The following is a 19,582-nucleotide window of genomic DNA, read 5'->3' on the forward strand; positions in this document are numbered from 1 at the left end:
ACGGCCGGTACAAGGAGGACCAGCCGGCCCCCGTCAGGCCGGTGCCATGCCGTCCGCGTGTGCCCTCCGGCGCGCGGGCTCTGGGCTACTTCTTTTTGCAGTTTCTGGGGGGCCTTGGGTGTGGTGACTCAGTTCAGCGCCGACACCAACCTTGGTCTGCTGGTACGCGCGCGGCACGATGTTCTTCTCCTTCTTCGGCTGGCTCGTCCTCCAGGTGGCCAGTGCCGCCCGCATAGACCTGGCGAACGGCGCGATCACCATCTATTACCCGTTCGTCGTCCGGCACGTCGACGTCGCCGACGTCTCCGCCGTTGTAGTGGTCGGCGAGGTGGACATTCTGCTCACGACGAAGGACGGGCGCCGGCTGCGGCAGCGCATCTTCCCAGGCGTCCGCAGCCTCCGGGCCCGCAAGATGATCCTCGACTTCGTCGTCGCCGAACTCACCACCTCGCACTCACCCGCCCGACGCTGGCAGCCCCGCTCTCTGTGGCTCTTCCTGGCCGCCGCCATCGTGCTCCAACTCACCGCAGCTGTGCTGGCACGGTGAGCCGCACTGAGCCCCGAACGCCCCCTGGCCCATCGACGAGGTCACCACAGTCGCTGACGTGCTCGGGTACCCCGTGAGGTCACCCAGGGCCTATGACCAACGCCCCAACGGACGTCCGACATCACGAGTTCAAGTTCAGCAGCTCAGACCGATGGTGGAAAAGGCTCACTGCCGCGAGACACTACAACGGCCCCACCGGAATCAAACTGCGGTGGGGCCGATCTGCTACCGGACAAACGCTCAGCGAGTTCTAAAATCTAGGAATATCTCAAAGGAAGAATCAGCACCTTAGAGCCAAGCTATAGACCTTCCTTCGCGATCTTCGAGAAATCTCTAAGAACCCCAGGGGAAGCCCCAGAGAATCGCACTTTGGCCGCATGGGGAGCATCGATCAATTCTACAGCTCTCTCATATCTCCAGATTTTTTCCGCGATCACTTCAAGCCCAAGGATGCCGCCAGCATTCGTCTGCCCTACCCGGAATACATCCCCAACAGAGACCGTTCCTCGCAAACAGCGAACGATGCAGGTTACACCAATACTCGAAATATCTTCTACACTCTCGATTCCAAGAACGCCGTCAGCCACCGTACGACCCCGCTCTATCGATAAACTCGCCGATCTGTCCTGGTGTCAACTTTGGCGTGTCCGTCAAGATTCCGCCATTGAGATCCCCGTACGTGATTCTCGAAGGTATTGAAATGCCCATGTCTGCTAGAATTTCTCGGGCCGCCGATGCGGGTATCTCAATACTCGCACGTCGTGCAAACTCACCTGGGGATAGTTCGACTCCCACTTCCGCCTCCGAAGAGATATAACCCTCGTATGTGGGGACCCCAGCAAGGTCTTCAGGAGTGGCAATCTGCACCACCGATTCGCCAAATTGCTCCGAATGCGTGGCGAAAATAGTTGCCACTCCCGGGTCAGAGGATGTCGGCGTGATGCCAACCCGCTGAGTACCCGGACTGCCTTCAAATCCCTTCGTGGTCCCACGGAATACAGCCGGCCCACAGTTCGTATTGTGAACAAGCACCGGCGTAGCCCCCGCCACAACATAGTACGTGTGGAGTTGCTGGACGGTAAGGTTCCAGCGGTTGGCGGTGCCGGGCGTCGCGTGGGTGCTGAGGACGGTGGCGTGGGTGTCGGTGGCGGTGTTGAGGGCGTCGCCGGGCTTGAGTTTGCCGGCGGGGACCCAGGTGTGGGTGGTGTCGTCCCAGAAGGGGTGGTTGGAGGTGGTGTGGAGGGTCGCGGCCTTGCCGTCGCTGCCCTCGATCGTCACGTCAAGGAGGTCCTTGTCGTGGTTGATCCAGACCGCCTCGACCTCACGTGGGCCCTTGTGCTTGCCGGTCGTCGGGTCAGCGGACTCGACCTCGTCGCCCTTCTTGATCTTCCCGATCGGCTTGGTCTTGCCCTTCGCCAGCAGCACGGGGGTGTCCGGCGAGAAGCTGCACTTTCCACCGCTGCTGCTGGCGGCGTCGTCGTGGGCGCCTTCGGACGCGCTGCTGGGTGCGTCCTTCGATCCGGAGCTGTGGGCGTCGTCGGTTCCTGACCCGTGGGAGTCGTGCTCGGGCTGCGGTTTCTCATGTGTGCCGCTGGCGGGCTTGCTCGGGGTGTCCGAGCCGTCCTCGTACCATCTGTCGGGGTCCATCAAGCTCGGATCGCCTGAGTCCGAAGAACCTTCCTCGGGAACTGGCCGGTAAGAGCCATGCGGCGAATCCTCGGACTGTCCAGGACCGGCATCCTCCGACTCCTCCGTGGTGGCGGAATCGTCCCCGAAGCCAGGGCCGCAATCCCCGTGCAGGAAGGCACCGCAGTCCCAACTGAGAGCCGCTCCTCCAGCGGCCATGCATTCTGGGGTGCCTATGAGGACAGTGATGTCTTCGCAGGATCCCAATGCAATGCCGGTCAATGCCGCTCCGACACCGAACCCTGTGTAATCAAGTCCCTTTCCGACCCAGTGCTTCCATCCTGTTTGGGTCGCCGTCCCCGAGCCTGACCCGGACTCCGTCGCTGTGGTCGCGCCCGTGGAGCCGCCCGAGCCGGCACCGCCGCCGCTGGACATGCCGGCACCCATTGCGGAGCCGCCTCCGGCGCCGGCCGTCGGCATGTTCACCAGCCCGGTGGGGTCGCTGCCGCTGGCGGGGTTGTCGCCGGCGTAGGTGTAGCCGCCCATCTGGTTGGGGTCGCCGGCTTCGAAGATGGGGTCGGGGGTGAGGAAGCGGCCGGTGAGGGGGTCGTAGTCGCGGGCGCCGAGGAGATCCAACCCGGAAGTGGAGTCGGTGGGTTGGCCGAGGAAGCCGTGGTTCTCGTCGGCGGAGATCCAACTCGCCGGGGTGGTGCCGCGCGGGTTGCCGTACGGGTCGTAGTAGCGGCGGGTCACCGCCAGCGAGTCCGCGTCGATCGCGGTGGTGGCGGTGCCCTGGAGGTTGGCGATCTGGTAGGTCACCGTGCCGGTGCTGGACCGGGTGATGGTGGTGCCGTCGGGCCCGGTGTAGTTGCGCAGGGCCGTGCAGGTCTTGGCGGCGACGTTCAGGGTGATCTGCTCGGCGCCGCCGAAGAGGTAGAGGACACGGGTCTTGTCGACCCCGTTGACGGTCGAGGTCTGCTCCAGCAGATTGCCGTCGGCGTCGTACAGGTAGCTGCTGGTGTCCGTGCTCGTACCGGACGGCGTCGAGACCGTCGCGGTGCGGCCCTCGGCGTCGTAGGTGAGGGTCTGGGTCTGGCCGGGCGGCAGCGCGTCCGTTCCGGTGCCGATGGTGGTCCACTTCTGGCCGGCGCTGCCGCAGGTCGCCAGAGTGAGCGCGGTGCGCAGGGTGGAAGAGCCGCCCGGGTCAGTCACGCACATCGCGGAGTTCGCGACGCTGACGATCGTGCCCGAGGCGGTGACCTTCCACTTCTGGGTGGCGTCGCTGCTGCACGTGTCGAGCGTGACGACGGTACCGGCCTTGGTGGCGTTGCCGGTGGTGTCCAGGCACATGCCCAGCACCTTCACGGTGCCGTCGGTCCCGAACGCCCATTGCTGGGCGGCGGAGTTGTTGCAGGTGTAGGTGCGGATGACGGCGCCGGGCGAGGTGTTGGCGTTGGCGTCGTCGATGCAGTACTTGACGCCGCCGGTGAGCGCGAATCCGGTGACGAGCGGGCCGGTGGTGGTCTCCTTGCGCGAGACGGTTTACCGGGCGGCAGTACGGCGCCTGGCAAGGGCAGGCCGTTCGGGGCCGAGGGTACGGGGGCGGGGAGGGACACACCCGGAAACGTCATCTCGTCGGACGGGCCGCCGCGTTGAGCGGACCCGCGCTTACGGGGTGACCGCCCGCCGTACGCAGTCCCGCAGGAGCTCGCGGCGCTGCTCGTGCAGTTCGGCGGGTTCGTCGGCCGCGGCCGCGTACACGTTGCTCACCGGCGACCAGGCCATGGACATCGCGATGACCAGGGCCATGATGTCGAAGGGGTCGCCCGGTCTGATCCGCCCGGCGGCCTGCGCCACGGCGATCGCGCGGAGCTTGTGGTCGTCGTAGCGCCGGGGGTCGTCGGTCAGGTGGCCGGTGGGGCGGCGCTCCAGGCGGGCCCAGGTGGCGAGGCGGATGAGGTCGGGGCGGGCCAGGTACTCGTCGTAGAGCCGCACGGCCCAGTCGGCCAGGTCCTCCACATCGATGGGCACCACGTTGGTGATGCGCTCCAGCGAGCCGAAGAAGATCGCGTCGAAGAGCTGTTCCTTGTTGCCGAAGTAGCCGTAGAGCTGCGCCTTGTTGGTGTGAGCCGCGGCGACGATCCGCTCCACGCGGGCCCCGGCGATGCCGTACCGGGCGAACTCCTGCGTGGCGGCGTCGACGATCCGGCGGTAGGTGGCGGCGCCGCGCGCGCTGGACGGCTGGTCGGACAGGGGGCCGGGCATGGGGCCCACGTTAACAGACAAAACGGTCGGTTTGCCGGAGCGCCCCACGCGCCCTACGCTGAAACAGACCGAACAGTTTGTTTGTGATCTGAGACCGCGAAGGAGCCCCATGCGCACCACCACCGCCTGGCAGGCGGACGCCACGGCGCCCGCCCTCCGCCGCACCACGATCCGGCGCCGCGACCTGCGCCCGGACGACCTCGCGATCCGCGTGGACTACTGCGGCGTCTGCCACAGCGACCTCCACGCCCTGCGCGACCTTCGCGCCCGCCAAGGCGACGAGGGTGCCGCCCTGGTGCCGGGCCACGAGTTCACCGGCACGGTCCGCGAGGTCGGCAGCGCCGTCACCGGCTTCGCCCCCGGCGACCTGGTGGCGGTCGGCAACATCGTCGACTCGTGCGGGACCTGCCCGATGTGCCGGGCCGGCCAGGAGAACTTCTGCCACGACTTCCCGACCCTGACCTACGGCGGCACCGACCGGCGGGACAGAACCACGACTCTGGGCGGCTACGCCCGCGAGTACCTCGTGCGCGAGGAGTTCGCGTACCACCTACCCGCCGGCCTCGACCCGGCCGCGGCGGCCCCCCTGCTCTGCGCGGGCATCACCGTCTGGGAGCCGCTGCGGACCCTGGGCGTGGGCCCCGGCAGCAAGGTCGCCGTCGCCGGGCTGGGCGGGCTGGGGCACCTCGCGGTCAAGCTGGCCGTCGCGCTCGGCGCCACCACGTCCGTGATCAGCCGCACCCCGGACAAGGCCGAGGAGGCGCGCGGCCTGGGCGCGGACCGGCTGGTCGTCTCCACCGACCCCGCGCAGATGGCGGCCGTCCGGGACCGGTTCGACGTGGTCCTGGACACCATCTCCGCGCCCCACGACCTGTCCCCTTACCTGCACGTCGTCGCCATGGACGGCACGCTCAGCCTCCTCGGCCACATCGGCCCGGTCACCTTGGACACCATCGACCTGCTGATCGGCCGCAAGAGGCTCGGCTCCGCCGGCAGCGGCGGCCGCCCCGCCACCGCGGCCCTGCTGCGCTTCTGCGCCGAGCACCAGGTCACCGCCGACATCGAGCTGGTGCCCTCGGCCCGGGTGAACACCGCGCTCGACCGCCTGGCCCGCAACGACGTCCGCTACCGGTTCGTGCTCGACATGTCCGATCTGGACGCGCCGGCGGCACAGGGCTGAGGGCGGCCAAGGCGCCCCGGAAACACGGCCGGTGACCTGCCGTTCGACCGCCGGGAACGGGTGCGCGACTGCATATGCACGCCACCGGCCGAGCGTGATCCATTACACGAACGAGTGAACGGGCAAGGGAACAAAGGGGGCGAGCGCGGCACTGTAAAAGGTATGGACGAGGGCATCGGCAAGGGCATGGACGACTTCCGGATCGAGCACGACTCGATGGGCGAGATGCGGGTCCCCGCGGCGGCGAAGTGGGGCGCGCAGACCCAGCGCGCCGTGGAGAACTTCCCGATCTCCGGGCAGCGAATCAGCCGCGCGCACATCGAGGCGCTGGCGCGGATCAAGGCCGCCGCCGCGAAGGCCAACGCGGAACTGGGCGTGATCGAGGCCGACATGGCGGCGGCCATCGTGTCCGCCGCGGCGGAGGTCGCCGAGGGCCGCTGGGACGAGCACTTCCCGATCGACGTCTTCCAGACCGGCTCGGGCACCTCGTCCAACATGAACACCAACGAGGTGATCGCCGCACTGGCCACCGAGCGGCTGGGCCGCCCCGTGCACCCGAACGACCATGTCAACGCCTCCCAGTCGTCCAACGACGTCTTCCCCTCCTCGATCCACATCGCCGCGACCGCGGCCGTCACCGGCGATCTCGTCCCGGCGCTGGAGCACCTCGCGGAGGCGCTGGAGCGCAAGTCGGCGGAGTTCGCGGGCGTGGTCAAGGCCGGCCGCACCCATCTGATGGACGCCACCCCGGTGACGCTGGGCCAGGAGTTCGGCGGATACGCGGCCCAGGTGCGGTACGGCGTGGAGCGGCTCACCGCGGTGCTGCCGCGGCTGGCCGAACTGCCGCTGGGCGGCACCGCGGTGGGCACCGGCATCAACACCCCGCCCGGGTTCCCCGCCGCGGTGATCGCCGAGGTGGCGCGGGCGACCGGGCTGCCGCTCACCGAGGCCCGCGACCACTTCGAGGCGCAGGGCGCGCGGGACGGCATCGTGGAGGCGTCCGGCCAGCTGCGGACGATCGCCGTGGGGCTGACGAAGATCGCCAACGACCTGCGGTGGATGGCCTCCGGGCCGCGCACCGGCCTCTTCGAGATCAGCCTGCCCGACCTCCAGCCGGGCTCGTCGATCATGCCCGGCAAGGTCAACCCGGTGGTCCCCGAGGCGGTGCTGATGGTGGCCGCCCAGGTGGTCGGCAATGACACGGCGATCACCGTCGCGGGCGCCGCGGGCAACTTCGAGCTGAACGTGATGCTCCCGGTGATCGCCCGCAACATCCTGGAGTCGGTGCGGCTGCTGGCGAACGTCTCCCGGCTGCTCGCGGACCGCACCGTCGACGGCATCACGGCCCACCCCGAGCGCGCGCGCGAGTACGCGGAGTCCTCGCCGTCCGTGGTCACCCCGCTCAACCGCTACATCGGCTACGAGGAGGCGGCGAAGGTCGCCAAGAAGTCGCTGGCGGAGCGGAAGACGATCCGCCAGGTCGTGATCGAGGAGGGGTACGTCGCGCGCGGCGCCCTGACCGAGGCCCAGCTCGACGCGGCCCTGGATGTGCTGCGGATGACCCGTCCGTAGCCGGTGATCATCGCTGCGTAGTGGGAGGTGACCCATCCGTAACAGTGGGTTCCGTAAACTCCGTTCATGACAGCCGACCTCGACACCACGCAACCGGACGGACCGAACGCACCGCAGCCGCCCCGCTGGGCCGCCGGCGACCAGGTGCTGTGGCGCTACCGCGGCAACGGCACGGACGAGGTGCACATCTGCCGTCCGGTGACGGTGGTGCGCGACGCCCCGGACCTGCTCGCGGTGTGGCTGGCGCCCGGCACGCGCTGCATCAAGCCGGTGCTCGCCGACGGCACGCCGGTGCACCAGGAGCCGCTGGCCACCCGGTACACCAGGCCGCGCACCCGGGCGGTGGAGCAGTGGTTCGGCGCCGGGGTGCTGAAGCTGGCCCGGCCGGGGCAGCCGTGGTCGGTCTGGCTGTTCTGGGAGCAGGGCTGGCACTTCAAGAGCTGGTACGTGAATCTGGAGGAGCCGCTGCGCCGCTGGTCGGGCGGGGTGGACTCGCAGGACCACTTCCTCGACATCTCCGTCCACCCGGACCGCACGTGGTATTGGCGGGACGAGGACGAGTTCGCGCAGGCGCAGACCGACGGGCTGATGCCGGCCGAGCAGGCCGCCCGGGTGCGGCAGGCCGGCGAGGACGCGGTGCGCGCGATCCGGGCCTGGGCGCCGCCGTTCCGCGACGGCTGGCCGGACTGGCGCCCCGATCCGGCGTGGCCGGTGCCCGCGCTGCCGGACGACTGGGACCGCCCCGCGGTGTGAATATGCCGCCCCCTGGCATGACCTTGGGTAACCGTCGGTACGGCGGCGGGCGCGCGGCGGCGCGCCGCGATCCGGCCGCCGGGGCGCGCGGCAAAGGTGCGGGCGCCGGGCGCGATCCCCTTGGCACGCCCCCGGCTGCCGACCGTAGGATCGTTCCCGGGAAGCCTGCGCAATCGGCTGGCACGGCCTAGAGTTTGACGCCACGTCACGGGGGTACAAACGAGTGCCGCTCCTGTGCATATGCCGTACACCGCACCACCGGACCCACCCGGCCCGGCACTGTTCCACCCCGGTCCGCCCGCCCGTCCCGTACCAGCCCCGCCCCACCCCCGCACCAGCTCCGTTCGTCACAGCACGTCACAGCGCGTCACAGCAGTCAGGGAGGTCCTGAGCAGTGGATTCCGACGGTTACGAGCCCGTTGGCACGCCCTCCACCAACCCCGCGGCGGCAGCGGGGCGGGACCGTACCGGCCAGGCCGAGGCGTTCGACGCCATCGGCGACCGGTACGACGAGGCGTTCCCCCACAAGGACGGACAGCTCACCGCGGGCGGGTGGCTGATCGCCGAACTGCCGGCCGGCTCCCGGGTGCTGGACCTCGGCTGCGGGACGGGCCTGCCGTCCGCCCGGCAGTTCACCGACGCGGGCATGCGGGTGACCGGGGTGGACCTGTCCGCCGGCATGCTGGCCCGGGCCAGGGCCAACGTCCCCGAGGCGGAGTTCCTCCAGGCCGACATCGCCGACCTGGTCGAGGGCGGGCCGCTGGCGCTCGGCAGCTTCGCCGCGGTCGCGGCGTTCTTCACGCTGCTGATGCTGCCCAGAGCGGAGATCCCCGGCGCGCTGACGGCCATCCGCGACCTGCTGGTGCCCGACGGCCTGCTGGCGCTCGGCATGGTGGAGGCGGACGTCGACGACGTCTCGATCCCCTTCCTCGGGCACAGCATCCGGGTTTCGGGGTATCTGAAGGACGAACTGCTCGGCATCGTGGCGGACGCGGGCTTCGAGGTGGTCAAGGAGACGTCGTACACGTACGCCCCGGCGAGCACCGACGTGCCGCCGGAGGAGCAGATCTTCCTCTACTGCCGACGCGCCTGACCCAGCCCAGGCCGAAGCCCCGCCGCGCGCTGTCCGAGGCGGAGCACCGACGGATGGACCTACTCGCGTGACCACGGACCCGCCACACCCGCCCCGGCCGCACGCCGCGCCGCCCCCGCAGGACGCCCAGGACCCGCAGGACCCGCGCGGCCGGTTCGGGCTGCGCGCGCCGGTGCCGCCGGCCGAGGACGAGCCCGCGGCACCGCCCGGCCCCGCGGCGCCGGGCGCTTCCGAGGCCGAGGCGCACCGCCACGACCACGGCGGAGCGGCGGCCATCGCCCGCGCGCACGACGAGCAGACCCCCGAGCCCGCCGCACCGGCCCGGCCCGGGGCGTACAGTGCACCGCGGAGCGACAGTGCCCCGGCGGCGGGGCAGCACCACGCGGAAAGGGCGCCGGGCGAGGCGCACGGCGGGACCCGGCCCGAGGGGCCGGCCGCGGCACACGACACGGGATGGGTGCCGGCAGTGACGGAGGGGAGCGAGGCGTTGAGCTCGTTTGTGAGCACACCGCCGCGGGGCACGGCGCTGAACGCGCCCGGGCACACCGCGGACGAGGACTCGGTGGGCATGCGCATCCCGATGCCGGTGCAGACCGGCCCCGAGGCGGACCGGCTGCGGTACGTCGGCGCGGCCACCCGCCGGATCGCCCGCGGCCTCGACCTGGACGAGATCCTGCTCGGGCTGTGCCGCTCGGCGGTGCCCGCGTTCGCCGACGCCATCCTGGTCTACCTGCGCGAGCCGCTGCCGGTCGGCGACGAGCGCCCCTCGGGCCCGCTGCGGCTGCGGCTGCGCCGGGCGGACGGCGGGCTGGAGGGCCCGGGAGACACACCGGACGTGCCGGTCGGCACCCTGCCCGCGCTGGAGACGCCGTACGGCGGCGCCCCCGAGACCATCGGGGTGCTGCTGGACGGACCGCTCGCAGAGGTGCTGCGCGGGGTCCGCCCGGTCTTCGCGGAGTCGCAGCGGGCCGCCGACGCGATGGCCGAGCTGCTCGGCAACCCGCCCGGCCCGCTGCCCACCGGTCGGCGCGCCCTGCTGGCGCCGCTGCGCGGCCGGCGCCGGGTGATCGGCGCCGCGGTGCTGCTGCGGCGCGCGGACCGGCCACCGTTCGAGGCCGACGACCTGCTGGTGGCCGCCCAACTCGCCACGCACACCGCGCTCGGCGTGGACAAGGCGGTGCTCTACGGCCGCGAGGCGTACATCGCCGACGCGCTCCAGCGCGAGATGCTGCCGGACTCGCTGCCGCAGCCGACCGGGGTGCAGCTCGCCAGCCGCTACCTGCCGGCCGCGGAGTCCGCCCGGGTCGGCGGCGACTGGTACGACGCGATTCCGCTGCCCGGCAGCCGGGTGGCGCTGGTCGTCGGCGACGTGATGGGCCACTCCATGACGTCGGCGGCGATCATGGGCCAGCTGCGGACCACGGTGCAGACCCTCGCCGGGCTCGACCTGGCCCCCCAGGAGGTGCTCTACCACCTCGACGAGCAGGCCCAGCGGCTCGGCCAGGACCGGATGGCGACCTGCGTCTACGCGGTGTACGACCCGATCGCGCACCGCCTGGTGGTGGCCAACGCCGGCCACCCGCCGCCGGTGCTGCTGCATGCCGACGGCCTCGCCGAGGTGCTGCGGGTGCCGCCGGGCGCCCCGATCGGCGTGGGCGGGGTGCCGTTCGAGGCGGTGGAGCTGCCCGCGCCCGCCGGGGCGACGCTGCTGCTGTACACCGACGGGCTGGTGGAGTCGCGCAGCCGTGACGTGTGGGGCGGCATCGAGATGCTGCGCGAGCGGCTGCACGACGCGGCGAGCGTGGTCTCCCCGCCGCCGCTGGAGCCGCTGTGCGACGAGGTGCTGGAGATCCTCGGGCCGGGTGACCGCGACGACGACATCGCGCTGCTCGCCGCACGGTTCGCCGGGATCGCGCCGAGCGACGTGGCGTACTGGTTCCTCGAACCGCAGGCGCAGACCGCCGGGCGGGCCCGGCGGCTGGTCCGGCAGGCGCTCACCCGCTGGGGGCTGGACGACCAGGTCGACGCCGCCGAGCTGCTGGTCAGCGAGATCGTCACCAACGCGGTGCGGTACGCCGAGCGCCCGGTGACGCTGCGGCTGCTGCGCACCGACGTCCTGCGCTGCGAGGTCGGCGACGACGCCCCGCTGCTGCCCCGGATGCGCCACGCCGCCCCAGAGGAGGAAGGCGGCCGCGGGCTCTACCTGGTCAACCGCATGGCCCAGCGCTGGGGCGCCACCCGTCTGGGCGCGGGCAAGGTCGTCTGGTTCGAGCTGCCGTTCTGACCGGGGCCCTCCTGCCAGGAGGGCACCCTCGTCGGGCTCCTCCGCACGGCCCTTCACACAGGTGCCGCTCCCTCGTACGGCCGCCCGCTTCCAGGTGCCGTGCGGCCGGGTGCGGGCCAAGGTGGGAACCGTCATGCCCGACGGGAATCCCATGGAGGGGCGCGCGATGAGCACGTCGAAGGTTCCGGCCACGACCGACAACGCAGGCATCGCGGTGGAGAGTGACGAGCACTCGCTGACCGTCGGACCGGACGGGCCGATCCTGCTCCAGGACCACTACCTGATCGAGAAGATGGCCCAGTTCAACCGGGAGCGGGTCCCGGAGCGGGTGGTGCACGCGAAGGGCAGCGGCGCGTACGGCCGGTTCGAGGTGACCGGCGACGTGCGGGAGTTCACCAAAGCCGACCTGTTCCAGCCCGGCCGCAGCACCCGGATGCTGGCCCGCTTCTCGACCGTCGCCGGTGAGATGGGCAGCCCGGACACCTGGCGCGACCCGCGCGGTTTCGCCCTGAAGTTCTACACCGAGCACGGCAACTACGACCTGGTCGGCAACAACACCCCGGTGTTCTTCGTCCGGGACACCATCAAGTTCCAGGACTTCATCCGCAGCCAGAAGCGCCGCCCGGACAACGGCCTGCGCGACAACGACATGCAGTGGGACTTCTGGACCCTCTCCCCGGAGTCCGCGCACCAGGTGACCTGGCTGATGGGCGACCGCGGCATCCCGAAGACCTACCGGCACATGAACGGCTACGGCTCCCACACCTACATGTGGATCAACAGCGCCGGCCGGAAGTACTGGGTGAAGTACCACTTCAAGACCGACCAGGGCATCGACTTCCTCACCCAGGCCGACGCCGACGCGATGGCCGGCCACAACGCCGACTACCACCGGCAGGACCTGTGGGAGGCGATCGACCGCGGTGAGCACCCGTCATGGACGCTGTGGGTGCAGGTGATGCCGTTCGACGACGCGGCGGACTACCGGTTCAACCCGTTCGACCTGACGAAGGTGTGGCCGCACGGCGACTACCCGCTGATCGAAGTGGGGCGGATGACGCTGGACACCAACCCCGACGACTACTTCGTCCACATCGAGCAGGCCGCGTTCGAGCCGTCGAGCATGGTGCCGGGCATCGGCCCCTCCCCCGACAAGATGCTGCTGGGCCGGCTGTTCTCCTACCCGGACACCCACCGGTACCGGATCGGCCCGAACTACCAGCAGCTGCCGCCGAACCGCCCGCACGTGCCGGTGCACTCCTACGCCAAGGACGGCCCGATGCGCTTCGATCCGGCCCGCACCGGGGCGCCGTACGCGCCGAACTCCTACGGCGGCCCGGCCGCGTCCCCCGAGGCGTACGGGGACATCGCCGGGTGGCAGGCGGCCGGCGAGATGGTGCGGGAGGCGTACACGGCGCACCGGGAGGACGACGACTTCGGGCAGCCGGGAACCCTGGTGCGCGAGGTGCTGGACGACGCGGCGCGGGACCGGCTGGTCGGCAACGTCGCCGGGCACCTGTCCGACGGGGTGAGCGCGCCGGTGCTGGAGCGGGCCTTCGCGTACTGGCGCAGCATCGACCAGGCGGTGGGCGACCGGATCGCGCAGGCGGTCACGGCGCCCTGACCCCGGGCGGGCCGCGCGCCGGCCCGCCGCACGGGCGCAGCCCCGGGACACGTGTTCGCCCCCGTGCCCCGGGGCTGCTTCGTGTTCCGACCGCACCACCCAGCAGGCGCCTGACCTGCAAAAACGCCCATGCGAGGAGTTATGCACAGTGGGTATACACGCGATGTATACGCATGGTGTAGTCTGCTCGCATGTCAATCGGCCAGACCTTGCTCGGGCTCCTGGAGTCCGGGCCGCGCCACGGTTACGACCTCAAGCGCGCCTTCGACGAACGCTTCGGACACGACCGGCCCCTCGCCTACGGCCAGGTCTACTCGACCATGGCCAGGCTGCTGAAGAACGGCCTGGTCGAGGTGGACGGCATAGAGCCCGGCGGCGGCCCCGAGCGCAAGCGGTACGCCATCACCGACGCGGGCATCACGGACGTGGCGGCGTGGCTCGCCCAGCCCGAGAAGCCCGAGCCCTACCTCCAGACGACCCTGTACACCAAGGTCGTCCTGGCCCTGCTGACCGGCCGCTCCGCGGTGGACCTGCTCGACACCCAGCGCGCCGAACACCTGCGGCTGATGCGCGAGCTGACCCGCCGCAAGCGGGACGGCGACCTCGCCGACCAGCTCATCTGCGACCACGCCCTGTTCCACCTGGAAGCGGACCTGCGCTGGCTGGAACTGACGGCGGCCCGGCTGGACCAGCTCGCGGCGGAGGTGGCCAAGTGACCACGGGGGGAAGCGGCGCGCACGACGCCGACACGTTCGGCACGCACCAGGGCGGCCGGGCGGCGCCACACCCCGAACCGCTGCTCCAGGCGGTCGAGGTGCGCAAGGCGTACGGACCGACCGCGGCACTCGAAGGGGCGGACCTGACCATCCGCGCCGGCGAGGTCGTCGCGGTGATGGGCCCGTCCGGGTCCGGCAAGTCCACGCTGCTGCACTGCCTGGCCGGCATCGTGCGGCCCGACTCCGGGCAGGTCCGCTACCGCGGGCAGGAGCTGTCGGCGATGACCGACGGCGAGCGCAGCGCCCTGCGCCGCACCGACTTCGGCTTCGTCTTCCAGTTCGGCCAGCTCGTCCCCGAGCTGACCTGCCTGGAGAACGTGGCGATGCCGATGCGGCTGGGCGGCGTCAAGCGCCGCATCGCCGAGCGGAAGGCCGCCGAGTGGCTGGAGCGGCTGGAGGTCGCCGACGTCGCCGCCAAGCGGCCCGGCGAGGTCTCCGGCGGGCAGGGCCAGCGGGTCGCGGTGGCACGCGCCCTGGTCGACGACCCGCGGGTCGTCTTCGCCGACGAGCCGACCGGCGCGCTGGACTCGCTCAACGGCGAGCGCGTGATGCGGCTGCTCACCGACGCGGCCCACGACACGGGCGCGGCCGTCGTCCTGGTCACCCACGAACCGCGGGTGGCCGCCTACTCCGACCGGGAAGTCGTCGTGCGGGACGGGAAGTCGCGCGACATGGAACGGGCATCATGAGTACGCGGGAGACGGCCGCGCAAGTCGAGCCGTTCGCCGGGTTCGACGCGACCGGCGGCGGGCCGCGCCGCCCGGCGTCCGGCGGCGGACCGGCCGAGCGCTCGGCCGACGTGCGGACCTGGCTGCGCGACCTCGCGCTCGGCGCGCGCTTCGCCCTCGGCGGCGGGCGGGAGGGCTGGACCCGCACCCTGCTCACCGCGGTGGGCGTGGGGCTCGGCGTCGCCCTGCTGCTGCTGACCGCGGCGGTCCCGGCGATGGTCCACACCCACAGCCAGAAGGAGTACGCCCGGGAGAGCGCGAGCAACAGTTACGTCGCCCACCCCAGCGACCACACCCTGCTGTGGGCGAACGCCGACACGACCTACCACGAACACGACATCACCGGCTACCGGCTCCAGCGCGAGGGGGCGAAGGCGCAGCTCCCGCCGGGCCTGGACGCCTGGCCCGCCCCCGGCGAAATGGTGGTCTCCCCGGCGCTGAAGAAGCTGCTGGCCTCCGCGCCGCTGCTGCGCGAGCGCCTGGACCACCAGGTCACCGGCACCATCGGGAAGGCCGGACTCGTCGGCCCGGCCGACCTGTACTACTACGTCGGCAGCGACCAGTTGGTGGCCCACGACGCCCAGTACGTGCACGGCAACGCCGACCGGATCACGGGCTTCGGTGCCCGCGACACCTCCGAGGACCTGGGCGCGCCGCTCGAACTGCTCCTGGTCATCGTGCTGGTGGTGCTGCTGCTGCCGGTCGCGGTGTTCATCGGCACCGCGGTCCGGCTCGGCGGCGAGCGCCGGGACCGGCGGCTGGCCGCGCTGCGGCTGGTGGGCGCCGACATCCGCATGACCCGGCGGATCGCGGCCGGCGAGGCCCTGCTCGGCGCGCTGCTCGGGCTGGCCGTCGGTGCCGCGCTCTTCCTGGGCGGGCGGCAACTCGCGGCGCACATCAGCGTGGTGTCGGTCTCGGCCTTCCCCTCGGACCTGACGCCGAACCCGGCGCTGACGGTGCTGATCGTGCTCGCCGTGCCGTTCGCGTCGATAGCGGTGACCCTGGCCAGTCTGCGCGGCACCGCGATCGAGCCGCTGGGCGTCGTACGCCAGGCGCTGGGCCGGCGGCGCCGGCTGTGGTGGCGGCTGCTGCTGCCCGTGGCCGGACTGGCGCTGCTGGCCCCGCTCTTCGGCAAGATCCACAACGGCTCGGGGATCAACGAGTACCAGGTCGCCGCCGGCGCCGTCCTGCTGCTCTTCGGGGTGACCGCGGTGCTGCCGTGGGCGGTGGAGGCCACGGTGGGGCGGCTGAGCGGCGGCCCGCTGTCCTGGCAACTGGCCACCCGCAGGCTCCAGCTGAGCAGCAGCGCCTCCGCCCGGATGGTGAGCGGGGTGACTATCGCGGTGGCCGGCGCGATAGCTCTGCAGATGCTCTTCAACGGCGTCAGCGACGACTACGTCAGCAACACCGGCGCCGACACCCAGCGCGCCCAGGCGGTCGTGGACGGCCGGGTGGAGAACATCGCCCGGCTGAACGCCGACGCGAAGTCCGTCGCGGCGGCCCAGGGCGTCGCGCAGGTCTACGGCTACGGGGAGGTCCAGGCGACCCGCCCGGACGCGAGCAGCCTGCCCGGGCGCGCGGGCACGCAGTACACCGAACTGCCGGTCGACGTCGGCGACTGCGCCGCGCTGCGGCAGATGGCGCGGATCACCGCCTGCCGGCCCGGCAGCGTCTTCCTGGTGCCGGCGGACTCCGACAGCTATGCGGACGACGGCTACCAGCGCTATCTGCGGCCCGGCGCGAAGGTCGACCTCAACGCGCCGGTCGGCGACACCTACACCGGCACCCCCCGGCTGTGGCAGATCCCGGCCACCGCCGTCCGCGCCGGCAGCCGGGCGGACGCGACGGGCTCGCATGCCTGGGGCGTACTGGCCACCCCGGAGGCGGTCAGCGGCGCGCCGCTGGGCGAGCTGGACGCGCGGCTGTCGGTGGTGCTCGACCCGCACCAACCCGACGCGATCGAGCACGCACGCAACGCCGTGGCCCGGCTCGGCATCGACATGGACATCTACACCCTCTACGACACCCGGACGAAGGAGAGCTTCCTCCAGATCCGCCGCGGGCTGTTCGCGGGTGCGGCCTTCACGATGGCGCTCATCGGCGCCGGGCTGCTGGTGACGATGCTGGAGCAGCTGCGCGAGCGCAAGAAGCTGCTGGCGGTGCTGGTCGCCTTCGGCACCAGGCGCTCGGTGCTGGGCTGGTCGGTGCTGTGGCAGACCGCGGTGCCGGTGGTGCTCGGGCTGCTGCTGGCCGTCGCGGGCGGCATCGGGCTCGGGGCTGCGCTGCTCGCCATGGTGCAGCGGCCCTTCCAGATGGACTGGGCCGGGGTCGGCACGATGGCCGGGGTCGGGGCGGCGGTCATCCTCGCGGTGACCCTGCTGAGCATGCCGCCGCTGTGGCGGCTGATGCGGGCGGACGGGCTGCGCACGGAGTAGGAGCCCGGCAACGCCCGCGGGGACCCGCACTCCTGAAAGGGTGTGGGTCCCCGCGGGCGTTCCGATACGGCGAGGGCGGTGCGGCGCGGCTACTCCACGCCGTCCTCGACCGGTTCGCGCGGCTCGGCCGACGCGTCCTCGGCCTGGGGCCCGGCGGGAGCCACTGGAGCCGCAGCAGCCTCGCCCGCCGCTCCCGCGCCGCCGTCCGCGGCGGGGGCGGGGGCCGGGCCGGTGGCCGCCGCCGGAGCCGCCGCCGGAGCCGGTGGAGCCTGCCCGGCGGGCGCGGCCACCGTCTCGGCCACCGGACCCGTTACTGGACCGGCCGTCGTGGCGCCGGACTTGGCCCGCGCCCGCAGCACACCGACGACCGTGTTGCTCACCGCGACCAGCGGCACCGCGCTGACCGCGCCGCCGATCCCGGCGATCAGCGAACCGGCCGCCACCGACAGCACCACCGCGAGCGGGTGGACCCGCACCGCGCGGCCGAGGATGAACGGCTGGAGCACGTGCCCCTCGATCTGCTGCACCGCCAGCACCACCGCCAGCACCATCAGCGCGGTGAACGGCCCCTGCGTGACCAGCGCGACGACCACCGCCACCGCACCCGAGGCGACCGCGCCGACCAGCGGCACGAACGACGACAGGAAGATGACCACCGCCAGCGGCACCGCCATCGGCACCCCGAGGAAGAAGATCCCGATGCCGATGCAGATCGCGTCGATCAGCGCCACGATCACGGTGCCGCGCACGTACAGCGTCAGGGTCCGCCAGGCGCGCGGGCCGGCCTCGGCGAGCCCGGCCCGGGCGTCGGTCGGGAAGAGCCGCAGCACCCAGTTCCAGATGTTCGGCCCGTCGTAGAGCAGGAACAGGGTGCTGAACATCGCCAGCAGTACGCCGGTCAGGAACTCCACGATGACCGTGACGCCCTGCAGCCCCGCGTCCGTGAGCTGCTTGCTGTTGTGCCCGATGGCGTTGCTGAGGTTGTTGGCGACCTGGTTGATCTGGTCGTCGGTGACGTGGAAGGGGCTGTTGAGCAGCCACTTCTTCCCCTGGTCGATACCGTCCTGGAGGCTGGAGGACAGGTTGTCGACGTTGTCCATCACCTGCCACACCACGAACCAGCCGACCAGCCCCATGACGACGAAGCCGCCGATGAAGACCATCGCGGTGGCCAGCCCCCGCGGCACCCCGGAGCGTTTCAGCCGGGCCACGAACGGTTGGAGCAGCGCGGTGATCAGCAGCGCCGCCACGAACGCGAGCACCACCAGCCGGACCGCGCCGATCACCCGCATCAGCACCCACACGGTGCCGGCCAGTACCAGCAGCCGCCAGCCGATCTCGGCGGCGACCCGCATGCTCCACGGCACCACCGCGACCGGGTCCGGCACCGGCTGCGGCGCGGCGGCCTGTGCCGGGACGGCCGGCTCGGGCGCCGCGGGCGCCGCAGGAGCCGGGGCCGCCACGGGCGGCGCCGCCTGTACCGCGGCGGATTCGGTACGGTCCGGCGCGGGTTGCGCAGGCACGCCAGAGGGGGCCGTGGTGGTCACGGCCCCCTGGTGCTCCGCGTCGCGCGCGGAAACAGTGGCGTGTCTCTGATCCAGCCGCCCGGCGAGATTCGCCAAACCGGACGCGAGTGTCGCGCTCCAGTGGCGTTTGTCCGGCATCGCTGCTCTCCCCCTCGGCCCGTCGGCCGTCTGTGGCACTGCTGTGGGAGACGACGTTACCCGGGACAAGGTTGATCCGGCCGCGCGAGTGGCCGGATCGGGCGGGGTGCGCGCCGGACCCCGGTCCGGCGCCGCATCCTAGTAGTAGTGGTTGACCTGCCAGAACTGCCAGGCGTCACACGGACTGCCGTAGCGGCTGTTCATGTAGTTCAGGCCCCACTTTATCTGCGTGGCCGGGTTCGTCCGCCAGTCCGCGCCGGCCGAGGCCATCTTGGAACCGGGCAGCGCCTGCACGAGGCCGTAGGCGCCGCTGGACGCGTTGGTCGCGGTGTAGTCCCAACCGCTCTCGCGCGTCACGATGTTGGAGAAGCACATGTACTGGCCGCTGCCGACGATCTGCTTCGCCATCGCCTGCACCTGCGCGGTGCTGTACGAAGCCTGGACCGAGAAGCTCGCGCTCGGATCGCCCTTGCCGGCCTCCGCCTTGAGCTGGGCCGCCTTGGCCGCCGCGGCGTCGTCCGCCTTCTTCTTCTTGGCGGCGTCCTTCGCGGCCTGGACGCGGGCCGCCTGCTCCGCGGACTGCCTGGCCGAGGCGTCTGCCGCGTCGGACTGAGCCTGTACCTGCTCCGTCAACGACGCCTGCTGCACCTGCTGGCCGGCGGGGATGTCCGCGAGGAGGGTCGTCGTGCCCGCGGCTTCGACCGGCTGTTCGGCAGTGCCGTGGCCCTGGTCTGCACCCGACGCGACGCCGACCACGGCGCCCACAGTGGTGACCGCAGTGGCAGATGCCACCGCGAGTCCCCGGACCGAGATCCGGCTCACACGGTTTCCTTCCGGAATCGCCCGCTTGGTGACCGCACGGACGGAATCGTGCCCCTGGCGCGGTCCCCCTGGGCCGGTCCGCCGTACGGGCCGGGCGGTCACGGGGGTACTGGCCCGGTGCGAAGTCCCTTGCGGGGTCCGCGTGGTGCTCGGGCGGCTCATGGCGTCGATGTGGACTTGTGAGTGACGCGTTCCCGTTCCCCGAGGGGTGAC

The 19,582-nt window shown here is 71.6% G+C and carries 14 protein-coding genes; 10 read left to right on the plus strand and 4 right to left on the minus strand.

From position 1 onward, the window contains the following. Positions 1 to 178: 178 nt before the first annotated feature. A complete protein-coding gene (locus tag AC3EVP_RS00580; protein WP_435124674.1) occupies positions 179 to 547 on the plus strand; it encodes a hypothetical protein in 369 nt (122 codons plus the stop codon). A 579-nt stretch (positions 548 to 1,126) separates the two neighbouring features. Here AC3EVP_RS00580 and AC3EVP_RS00585 read toward each other — a convergent pair. Both AC3EVP_RS00585 and AC3EVP_RS00590 read right to left on the minus strand, forming a co-directional pair. After that, positions 1,127 to 3,640, minus strand: a complete 2,514-nt coding sequence (locus tag AC3EVP_RS00585) for a ricin-type beta-trefoil lectin domain protein (RefSeq protein WP_435125545.1) — start codon at positions 3,638 to 3,640, stop codon at positions 1,127 to 1,129. Positions 3,641 to 3,841: 201 nt separating this feature from the next. Further along, positions 3,842 to 4,438, minus strand: coding sequence for a TetR/AcrR family transcriptional regulator (locus AC3EVP_RS00590; protein ID WP_435124677.1), 597 nt, complete (start codon positions 4,436 to 4,438; stop codon positions 3,842 to 3,844). A gap of 109 nt (positions 4,439 to 4,547) precedes the next feature. Here AC3EVP_RS00590 and AC3EVP_RS00595 point away from each other — a divergent pair, with 109 nt between their 5' ends. The 9 genes from AC3EVP_RS00595 to AC3EVP_RS00635 all read left to right on the plus strand — a co-directional run bounded on the left by AC3EVP_RS00595 (position 4,548) and on the right by AC3EVP_RS00635 (position 16,883). Continuing rightward, positions 4,548 to 5,618: an NAD(P)-dependent alcohol dehydrogenase gene (locus tag AC3EVP_RS00595; protein ID WP_435124680.1), complete on the plus strand. Its 1,071-nt coding sequence runs from the start codon at positions 4,548 to 4,550 to the stop codon at positions 5,616 to 5,618. Positions 5,619 to 5,804: 186 nt separating this feature from the next. After that, the gene (locus AC3EVP_RS00600; protein ID WP_435125548.1) at positions 5,805 to 7,190 is read left to right on the plus strand and encodes a class II fumarate hydratase; all 1,386 of its coding nucleotides are present in this window, start codon (positions 5,805 to 5,807) and stop codon (positions 7,188 to 7,190) included. A gap of 66 nt (positions 7,191 to 7,256) precedes the next feature. Beyond that, the gene (gene fomD, locus AC3EVP_RS00605; protein ID WP_435124683.1) at positions 7,257 to 7,943 is read left to right on the plus strand and encodes a cytidylyl-2-hydroxypropylphosphonate hydrolase; all 687 of its coding nucleotides are present in this window, start codon (positions 7,257 to 7,259) and stop codon (positions 7,941 to 7,943) included. A 394-nt stretch (positions 7,944 to 8,337) separates the two neighbouring features. Then, positions 8,338 to 9,036 (plus strand): class I SAM-dependent DNA methyltransferase, encoded by a 699-nt coding sequence (locus AC3EVP_RS00610; protein ID WP_435124686.1) that lies wholly within the window; start codon positions 8,338 to 8,340, stop codon positions 9,034 to 9,036. Between the two features lie 67 nt (positions 9,037 to 9,103). Then, complete coding sequence (locus AC3EVP_RS00615) at positions 9,104 to 11,320, plus strand: ATP-binding SpoIIE family protein phosphatase (protein WP_435124688.1); 2,217 nt, start codon at positions 9,104 to 9,106, stop codon at positions 11,318 to 11,320. 166 nt (positions 11,321 to 11,486) lie between these two features. Next, the gene (locus tag AC3EVP_RS00620; RefSeq protein WP_435124691.1) at positions 11,487 to 12,944 is read left to right on the plus strand and encodes a catalase; all 1,458 of its coding nucleotides are present in this window, start codon (positions 11,487 to 11,489) and stop codon (positions 12,942 to 12,944) included. Between the two features lie 191 nt (positions 12,945 to 13,135). Beyond that, on the plus strand, positions 13,136 to 13,660 hold the full coding sequence (locus AC3EVP_RS00625) for a PadR family transcriptional regulator (RefSeq protein WP_335980754.1): 525 nt from the start codon (positions 13,136 to 13,138) through the stop codon (positions 13,658 to 13,660). A gap of 80 nt (positions 13,661 to 13,740) precedes the next feature. Continuing rightward, positions 13,741 to 14,409 (plus strand): ABC transporter ATP-binding protein, encoded by a 669-nt coding sequence (locus AC3EVP_RS00630; RefSeq protein WP_435125551.1) that lies wholly within the window; start codon positions 13,741 to 13,743, stop codon positions 14,407 to 14,409. Further along, positions 14,406 to 16,883, plus strand: coding sequence for an ABC transporter permease (locus AC3EVP_RS00635; protein WP_435124695.1), 2,478 nt, complete (start codon positions 14,406 to 14,408; stop codon positions 16,881 to 16,883). The genes AC3EVP_RS00630 and AC3EVP_RS00635 overlap by 4 nt, the downstream gene beginning before the upstream one ends. An 89-nt stretch (positions 16,884 to 16,972) precedes the next feature. Here the strand turns inward: AC3EVP_RS00635 and AC3EVP_RS00640 are convergent, their stop codons facing one another. Together AC3EVP_RS00640 and AC3EVP_RS00645 are read right to left on the minus strand one after the other, a co-directional pair. Beyond that, entirely contained in the window at positions 16,973 to 18,547 is a 1,575-nt protein-coding gene (locus AC3EVP_RS00640; protein WP_435124698.1) for an AI-2E family transporter, read from the minus strand. 138 nt (positions 18,548 to 18,685) lie between these two features. Beyond that, positions 18,686 to 19,369, minus strand: coding sequence for an aggregation-promoting factor C-terminal-like domain-containing protein (locus AC3EVP_RS00645; RefSeq protein WP_435124700.1), 684 nt, complete (start codon positions 19,367 to 19,369; stop codon positions 18,686 to 18,688). Positions 19,370 to 19,582: the final 213 nt, after the last annotated feature.

The sequence above is a fragment of the Actinacidiphila sp. bgisy144 genome (genome assembly GCF_057708105.1).

Bases quoted from the DNA above. Each gene is read 5' to 3' on its own strand.
- AC3EVP_RS00620 (WP_435124691.1), top strand. From the start codon at position 11,487: ATGAGCACGTCGAAGGTTCCGGCCACGACCGACAACGCAGGCATCGCG.
- AC3EVP_RS00600 (WP_435125548.1), top strand. From the start codon at position 5,805: ATGGACGACTTCCGGATCGAGCACGACTCGATGGGCGAGATGCGGGTC.
- AC3EVP_RS00640 (WP_435124698.1), bottom strand. From the start codon at position 18,547: ATGCCGGACAAACGCCACTGGAGCGCGACACTCGCGTCCGGTTTGGCG.
- AC3EVP_RS00635 (WP_435124695.1), top strand. From the start codon at position 14,406: ATGAGTACGCGGGAGACGGCCGCGCAAGTCGAGCCGTTCGCCGGGTTC.
- AC3EVP_RS00580 (WP_435124674.1), top strand. From the start codon at position 179: ATGTTCTTCTCCTTCTTCGGCTGGCTCGTCCTCCAGGTGGCCAGTGCC.
- AC3EVP_RS00595 (WP_435124680.1), top strand. From the start codon at position 4,548: ATGCGCACCACCACCGCCTGGCAGGCGGACGCCACGGCGCCCGCCCTC.
- AC3EVP_RS00590 (WP_435124677.1), bottom strand. From the start codon at position 4,438: ATGCCCGGCCCCCTGTCCGACCAGCCGTCCAGCGCGCGCGGCGCCGCC.
- fomD (WP_435124683.1), top strand. From the start codon at position 7,257: ATGACAGCCGACCTCGACACCACGCAACCGGACGGACCGAACGCACCG.
- AC3EVP_RS00625 (WP_335980754.1), top strand. From the start codon at position 13,136: ATGTCAATCGGCCAGACCTTGCTCGGGCTCCTGGAGTCCGGGCCGCGC.